Origin of the sequence: Gordonia sp. UBA5067 (assembly GCF_002414845.1) — a bacterium.
Taxonomy (GTDB): domain Bacteria; phylum Actinomycetota; class Actinomycetes; order Mycobacteriales; family Mycobacteriaceae; genus Gordonia; species Gordonia defluvii.
The window spans coordinates 90,531-97,797 of record NZ_DIAX01000085.1 but is presented as its reverse complement, the minus strand read 5'-3'; the positions used below and the strand labels follow the sequence as shown (position 1 = coordinate 97,797).

At 67.2% G+C, this 7,267-nt stretch carries 8 protein-coding genes; 2 read left to right on the top strand and 6 right to left on the bottom strand.

Annotated elements, in window-relative coordinates:
• Positions 1 to 173: 173 nt before the first annotated feature.
• Both B4M62_RS14340 and B4M62_RS14335 read left to right on the top strand, forming a co-directional pair.
• Positions 174 to 356, top strand: coding sequence for a hypothetical protein (locus B4M62_RS14340; RefSeq protein WP_290714225.1), 183 nt, complete (start codon positions 174 to 176; stop codon positions 354 to 356).
• A gap of 264 nt (positions 357 to 620) precedes the next feature.
• Entirely contained in the window at positions 621 to 1,118 is a 498-nt protein-coding gene (locus B4M62_RS14335) for an iron chaperone (protein ID WP_290714234.1), read from the top strand.
• Here the strand turns inward: B4M62_RS14335 and B4M62_RS14330 are convergent.
• From B4M62_RS14330 to B4M62_RS14305, 6 genes are all read right to left on the bottom strand, one after another.
• Positions 1,115 to 1,540, bottom strand: a complete 426-nt coding sequence (locus B4M62_RS14330; RefSeq protein WP_290714224.1) for a DUF779 domain-containing protein — start codon at positions 1,538 to 1,540, stop codon at positions 1,115 to 1,117. The two genes, B4M62_RS14335 and B4M62_RS14330, sit on opposite strands and share 4 nt — an antisense overlap.
• Positions 1,541 to 1,542: 2 nt before the next feature.
• Positions 1,543 to 3,066 carry an aldehyde dehydrogenase family protein gene (locus B4M62_RS14325; RefSeq protein ID WP_290714223.1) on the bottom strand — a complete coding sequence of 508 codons (1,524 nt, stop codon included), beginning with the start codon at positions 3,064 to 3,066 and terminating at the stop codon, positions 1,543 to 1,545.
• A gap of 84 nt (positions 3,067 to 3,150) precedes the next feature.
• Positions 3,151 to 4,395 carry a transcriptional regulator gene (locus B4M62_RS14320; protein WP_290714222.1) on the bottom strand — a complete coding sequence of 415 codons (1,245 nt, stop codon included), beginning with the start codon at positions 4,393 to 4,395 and terminating at the stop codon, positions 3,151 to 3,153.
• Between the two features lie 89 nt (positions 4,396 to 4,484).
• Positions 4,485 to 5,645, bottom strand: coding sequence for an MFS transporter (locus B4M62_RS14315; RefSeq protein ID WP_290714221.1), 1,161 nt, complete (start codon positions 5,643 to 5,645; stop codon positions 4,485 to 4,487).
• Positions 5,646 to 5,749: 104 nt separating this feature from the next.
• Positions 5,750 to 6,511 carry a maleylpyruvate isomerase family mycothiol-dependent enzyme gene (locus B4M62_RS14310; RefSeq protein WP_290714220.1) on the bottom strand — a complete coding sequence of 254 codons (762 nt, stop codon included), beginning with the start codon at positions 6,509 to 6,511 and terminating at the stop codon, positions 5,750 to 5,752.
• Positions 6,512 to 6,513: 2 nt separating this feature from the next.
• The gene (locus B4M62_RS14305; protein ID WP_290714219.1) at positions 6,514 to 7,113 is read right to left on the bottom strand and encodes a TetR/AcrR family transcriptional regulator; all 600 of its coding nucleotides are present in this window, start codon (positions 7,111 to 7,113) and stop codon (positions 6,514 to 6,516) included.
• Between the last annotated feature and the right edge of the window lie 154 nt (positions 7,114 to 7,267).

Here is a 7,267-nt window from a genome sequence, read left to right as displayed (position 1 = left end):
ATGAAATGCCTGTCGGGTTCTTCAATGAAGCCAGGGTTGCTGCAGGTTAGTCAGGACCCCAACCTGGGAACCACCTGGGAGGTCGGTCCGAGCATGCTTTAGCCCATTCCCAGATGTCAGGGGTGCGTGTCAGCCTTGAGGCAGAACGTCACCGACTCGAGGAAGGGCACACCATGTCTGTTCGGCACACGGGAAAGCACAGCATCGTGGTCACGCCGACCTACCGCGTTCACCGTCGGGTCACGGTGATGCTGTCGGCGATCGTGCTCAGCCTCGTCACCATTGTCGCCCTGGTCGCGAACATGGTGTATCTCAACCAGACCGGCGCAAGCCTCATCCCCGGTCTCGGCATGTAGGACAAGCAACAACGTCCCCGGCCCCCACTTAGGGTCGGGGACGTTGCGCTTCGATTGGGGTGGCGACTCCCCGACGGATCGCCCTCCCCGCACGTAGTTCGGACCAGGGTCGCGGGTCGGCTGCACAACGCACCATGGAGTCCGATGCTCGGGGGTGGGACCCCTTGAAGACTAGGGCCGAGGGCGAGTAGGTATGCGAGTAGTCGGGTACTCGAATCTGTGGACCGCGGAGGGGTCGGGCGCAACTATCCTGAGCGGGTGACGATGACCGCCGACCAGTACTTGGCACAGTTTGATAACCAGACCCTCGACCGCTTGCAGCAGCTGCGGCGATGGACGACGGAACTGGCGCCAACCGCGCACGAAGGGGTCGGATACGGTCTGCTGACCTACAAGCTGCACGGTCGGCCACTCATCCACTACGGCGGCTTCGCCAAACATATCGGCGTCTATCCGACCGGTGACCCGCTCGACGACTTCGCCGAACGGTTGACCGGCTACCGGCGCGGTAAGGGATCGATCCAGTTCCCGCTGGGCGATCCCGTGCCGGCCGACCTGCTGCGGGATCTGATTGCGCACCGTGTCCAGGTGGTCGGTGCGCAGCTACCGCCCATCGGACGGCCCGCTACGGCGGCGCTGGCGGGGGTCGGCATCACCGGATGGTCCGACCTCGCCGGCCACACCGCAGACGAGCTACTCGCGCTGCACGGCGTCGGCCCCAAGGCGATCACGATCCTGAACGCCCACGGCGCCAACCTTTAAGCGCCGTTCACCTTGGCGCCGGTGAGCGGCGGCGACGCGGCCAGTACCGCATTCTCCTCGTCGGAGAAGACACGCGAACGAGAAAGGAAGCGGACCCCCTCGGGCGCCTCCAACGAGAAGCCGGCACCGCGGCCGGGCACGACGTCCAGGATCAGCTGGGTGTGCTTCCACAGCTCGAACTGGTCACCGCCGATCCAGACGAACACAACCGGCAGCGGTGCGGGCAGCACGATTTCGCCGAGGAGAACGTCGCGTTGCCCGATCCGGTACTCCCCGACCGGATAGCACATCGGTGCCGAGCCGTCGCAGCATCCACCGGACTGATGGATCATGAGACCGCCGTGGAGCTCCGACAACTTGGTCAGGAGCTCCACGGCGGAGTCCGTGGCAACCACGCGCTCCGGGGTGGTTGAGGTGGACATGACTAGAAGAAGCCCTTGGCGGACTGTGCATAGCCGACCAGCAGGTTCTTGGTCTGCTGGTAGTGCTCGAGCATCATCAGGTGGTTCTCGCGCCCGATACCCGACTGCTTATAGCCGCCGAAAGCCGCGTGCGCCGGGTAGTCGTGGTAGGTGTTGGTCCACACCCGGCCAGCCTGGATGTCGCGTCCCGCCCGGTAGGCGACGGCGCCGTTGCGGCTCCACACGCCCGAACCGAGGCCGTACAGCGTGTTGTTGGCGATCGAGATGGCCTCGTCGTAGTCGGTGAACGAGGTCAGGGCGAGCACCGGGCCGAAGATCTCTTCCTGGAAGATCCGCATGTTGTTGGTGCCCGCGAAGACGGTCGGCTGGATGTAGAAGCCGCCCGACAGGTCGCCGCCGAGGTCGAGGGGCTCACCGCCGGTCAGCACCTTGGCACCCTCCTCCTTGCCGATCGCCAGGTATGACTTGATCTTCTCGTGCTGATCGCTGGAGGCCTGCGCGCCCATCATCGTGGTGGTGTCGAGCGGGTTGCCCTGCTTGATCGCCGCGACGCGGGCCACGGCCCGCTCGGTGAATTCGTCGTAGATGCCCCGCTGCACCAGCGCCCGGCTCGGGCAGGTGCAAACCTCGCCCTGGTTGAGGGCGAACATTGCGAAGCCTTCCAGTGCGCGGTCGAGGAAGCCGTCGTCGGCGCTCATCACATCGTCGAAGAAGATGTTGGGGCTCTTGCCGCCCAGTTCCAGGGTCACCGGAATCAGGTTCTCCGACGCGTACTGCATGATGAGGCGACCGGTCGTCGTCTCACCGGTGAAGGCGATCTTCTTGATCCGGTTGCTCGATGCGAGCGGCTTGCCCGCTTCCACTCCGAAGCCGTTGACGACGTTGAGCACGCCGTCGGGCAGCAGGTCGCCGATGATGCTCATCAGGTACAGGATCGACGCGGGAGTCTGCTCGGCCGGCTTCATGACGATGGCATTGCCGGCGGCCAGCGCGGGAGCCAGCTTCCAGACGGCCATCAGGATGGGGAAGTTCCACGGGATGATCTGGCCGACGACGCCGAGTGGCTCGTGGAAGTGGTAGGCGACGGTGTCCTGGTCGATCTCGGAGATCCCGCCCTCCTGGGCGCGGATCACGCCGGCGAAGTAGCGGAAGTGGTCGATCGCCAACGGGATGTCGGCGGCGAGAGTCTCGCGCACCGCCTTGCCGTTGTCCCACGTCTCGGCGACGGCGATCTTCTCGAGATTCGCCTCCATCCGGTCGGCGATCTTGTTCAGCAGCACCGAACGCTCAGCGACCGACGTCTTGCCCCAGGCGGGGGCCGCGGCGTGGGCGGCGTCGAGTGCGACGTCGATGTCCTCGGCGGTCGAGCGGGCGACCTCGCAGAAGGTTCGGCCGTCGACGGGTGACGGGTTCTCGAAGTACTGGCCCTTCACCGGGGGTACCCATTTGCCCCCGATCCAGTTGTCATAACGCGACTCAAAGCTCATCACCGATCCATCGGTACCGGGCTTGGCGTAAACAGTCATGTTTCTCGCTCCTTTGCAGGCTCTCGTGAGGTGAATCACAGAGTAGGGGGCGTGTGGTTGCAATCACGTTGCAACCACGGTCGGTCAGCGGCGCAGTCGCCGGTCCAACAACCGGGCACGACCGGCCGCGCGACCCCGGCCCGGATGTCCGGGCGGCAGGGTTTGCGCGAGTTGCGCCCAGGCGGTGAGGTCGTCGCGGCCCAACGGGGAGGCCACCCATGCCTCCAGGGCGGCCACGTCGCCGGCGGCGATCATCCGGGAACGCAGGTCGACGAGGAGCTCGTCGAACAGCGCAGTGACGCCGGGGGCGAATGATTCGGCGAGCAGGCCGCCCCGGCCGAGCATTCCGATTGCGGCGATGACTTCGCCCTTCTCCACCCGCCGGCGCGCCAGCTCGACGTCGGACTCGATCGCGAGCGTCAGCCGGTAGGGCCGTGACTCGACGACTTCCCCGAGCGCGCGGCGCAGCCGGGAGATCTCGGCGCGGACGGTGACCGCGCCCAACGCGTCGTCGGCGAGCATGATGGCGAGCTGGTCGGTGGACAGGCCCTGCGGGTGTGTCGCGAGCAGCAGCAGGATTTCGGCATGCCGGGGTGAGAGGGGGCGATGGTTGCCGTCGGTACCGACCCAGCGGGGCCCATCCTCGAGCACTTCCAGCCGCGGGCAGGACCGACTCGTTGGTGCGAGGTCGACTGACGTCGCCGCCAGTTCCCGCTCGATGGCCGCGACCACCGAACGGACTGTGGTGAGGGTGAACGGCGTGGTCACCGCCTCGCCGCCGGTGATGTCGAGGAAGCCGAGTAGTCCGCCGGTGTGCGGATCGTGGATCGGGGCCGCCGAGCAACTCCAGGGCTGGACCGGGCCGGCGAAGTGTTCCGGACCGACGATCTGGACCCCGCGGTTGATGGCGAGCGCCAGGCCGGGCGCGTTGGTCCCGACCGCCTTCTCGCTCCACACCGCCCCTTCGACGAAGTTGATGCCGGTCGCTTTGCGGCGCGCCGACCGGTCGCCGTCGACCCAGAGCAATCGGCCGCGGGCATCGCCGACGGCGACCAGGGCCTCGGCGTCGCCGAGGTCGTCGAGCAGCAGCGACTTGATCAGCGGGCGTACCGACGACAGTCGGTGCGCGGAGCGGTAGGCGCGGAAGTCGTCCTCGCCGACCTCCTCGCCTTGCGGTCGCACCCCCTCGGGGTCGACTCCTCGTTCCCGGGACCGGACCCACGATTCGCGGACCAGTGAGCGCACCGAATCCTCCGATGGAACGAGTCCGGACAGGAAGGCCTCGTAGGCGCGACGAACCCCCGTAGGTGAGACGGCGCCGTTGCCCATGGTGGTCCTTCGTGCAGGGGATACCTGCAATTCTGCCTGTCGGCTGTGACCTGGGCAACAATGGGTCCCGGCGAGGATGCAGGTAGCGCTTACCCGTGCGCGCGCAGCAACGGCAGTGCGAGAAGCAGTGCGACGGCGGGCAGCGCAAACCCGAACCCGAGGGCCGGGGCGTTGCCGGCCAGGGCGCCCAGGGCGACCGCGCCGACGAGTGCGCCGCCGTAGTTGAAAAGATTGACCCGGGCGATGACTTCGTCGCTCCGGGCGGGCAGGAGTTCGCCGGCCCAACTAAAGGCCACCGGCACCAAGAGGCCTGCGGCGGCCCCCGCGAGCGCGAAGCCGACGACCGCTGGGCCGGGGAGGTGCGCCGCGACCACGAGCAGGCACCCGGCGAGCGCGACGAGCACCCCGATGAGGCCCGTCGACGTGCGTCCCCACCGCGCGACCAGCGGGTCCGCGACCAGCCGCCCGAGCAAGACGACGCCCAGGTATCCCGCATACGCCAACGGAGCGATCGAGGGACCGGAGTGCAGCCCATCCTGCAGGTACAGCGTGCTCCACGCCGACACTGCGGAGTCGACGACGAAGGCGGCGAAGACGAGCCCCCCGACCAGCCAGATTCCGCTACGAGGCAGGCGGCGCTCGGCGGCTGATGCCGACGAGGTGGGGCGCTGACTGCGGTAGTGGTCGCCGTAGCGCACGACGAGCATTGCCGCGGTGGCGGCGAACACTGCCGCGGCCGCCACCGGCGTCGTCCGGGACAGTGGCGTTGAGGCAGTGCCTGCGGTCGCGAGGGCGCCGAGGATGGCCGCGACCGTGTACGCGGCGTACAGCCGGCCGAACACCGGTTGCGACGATCGTGCCTCGGCGAGTGCGCCGGCCATGTTGGCCGACGCATCGACGGTGCCCAGGCCGACACCATAGACAAACACGGCGGCGGTGAACAGTACCAGCGTGGTGGTGTTCACGGCGACGCACAGCGCCACCGTCTGCATCAGGAATCCGGCCGCGATCGCCCAGCGGCTGCCCCACCGGACGGCGATGACGTCGGCCAGGACCGAGCCGCCCGCGGCGGCGACGCAGACGGCCAGCAGGATTCCCGACAGCATCGTCTCGGACAGTCCGATGCGTTGCTTGAACGTCGGCAGAGCCGAGACGACCGCCGCATAGCCGAATCCCTGGACGGCGAAGGCGATCATCACGACGGCCAGCGCCGACGGCGTCAGGCCGCGCCGAAAGGTCCCCGCCGACATCGCGCTCCTGTCTTGTATTGGTTTTCGGGTGAGTGAAGCGCCGCATCATCTTCCCCCACCGGCCCGTCGCGTATTCGGGTATCCGGTCAGTCGTCGAATCTCGGTTAGAACGGCACCCGGGTCGCGAGGAGTCCGGCGCCGGGTGCCCGACCGGCGAGGATGCGACAGAACTCGAACGGGTCCAAGACAAGTGACTCGCCATCGCCCTCGATCCAGCGTCCTCCGGCGGGGCCGGTGAGTTCGAGGGTGAACGGTCGGTCATGACGTTGCGCCCACTCGGCGACGACATCGTTGACAATGACGCCCTCATGCTCGGCGGTGGCCGTCATGGGCACGCCGATGGCACGGGAGATGTCGATCCGGTGCATGAACGGGTCGCGGGTGAGGATGACGTCGAACAGGTAGCCGTAGGTCCACCAGCCGAATTCCTCGTCATCGAGGGGGTGATTGCGGACGATGCCCGGGGCGCGACGCCGATTCCGGGCGGCTTTGGGTGAGAGTGTCCGCACGGTGTCGACGAGTTCGCTGGTCGACAGGGCAGCATTATTTTCGACCTGTAGCCCGGTCAGTGCGTCGACCAGGAGTCCGCCGTTGCGGGCGATCCGCCGCCGGGCGGTGAACTGTTGTCCGGCAAGTTCGGGGAGGGAGGCCAGGAGCTGGATCATCCCCAGCATATGGCCGGCCATGGCCCGCACGTCCCAGCCGGGGCACTCGGTCTGGGTGGTCCACTGATCGGGAGTGAGCCGGTCGAGCAGGTCGGCCACGCGGGCGAACTCGGTACTGGCAAGCTGTGCGGCCACTTCTCGGTTGAGTTGCGGACGACGCGCGTGCTTCTTGTCGTTGTGTTGGTGGGATTGCAGAGTCATGGCTACTCCTTGGTGGGCTGGGTGGGGGTTCCTTCCGTGGGGAGGTCGAGGTTGTCGACGAACATGTCGGCGGCGCGATCGATCAGGCGACCCCAGCGGTTTCCGCCGGGGTCGTTGGCGTGCTGCGCGTCGACCAACCCGCCGACGAGTGCGGTGTAGAGGTCGAGGTCTTCCTCGGCCGTGATGCCGTGGCGGGCGAACACCTGGCGCGCTATGTCCAACACCGCGATGGCGGGCGCATAGGACTGCGGGCTGGGTTCGAAGTCGGGAACCATTCGCACGTTCATCAGTTGATGGCGGGGGAGGTCGCTGACGGCGAAGTCGAAGAAAGTGTGTGCCATGAAGCGCACCGCTGAGCGCACGTCGGCCGGCGCATGCCTGCGTGCCTCGTCGAAGACGGCGAGAGCCTCGGACCAGGCCTGACCGAACATGGCGTCGTAGATGGCGTTTTTTGAGTCGAAGTGCGAGTACAGCGACGGTGCGCGCATGCCCACCCGGTCGGCGACCTCGCGAAGTGTGATCTGGGCGAGCCCTTTCTCGCGGGCCACCGCCCACGCGGCGTCGAGGATCTCCCGTTGCGTGAGCTCACGCCGTTCGGTCAACCTATCGCGCTTCGGTGTACCTAACATAGTTAGGAGTGTTCCACCGTGTGGGTCGGGTGTCTAGCCCCGGGCTTTCGCGGCGGGCTGCGGGTGACCGCGTTCGTCGCCCGTCAAGCCGATGATTGGGCCGTATCGCGGCTCTCGTCGATCCCAC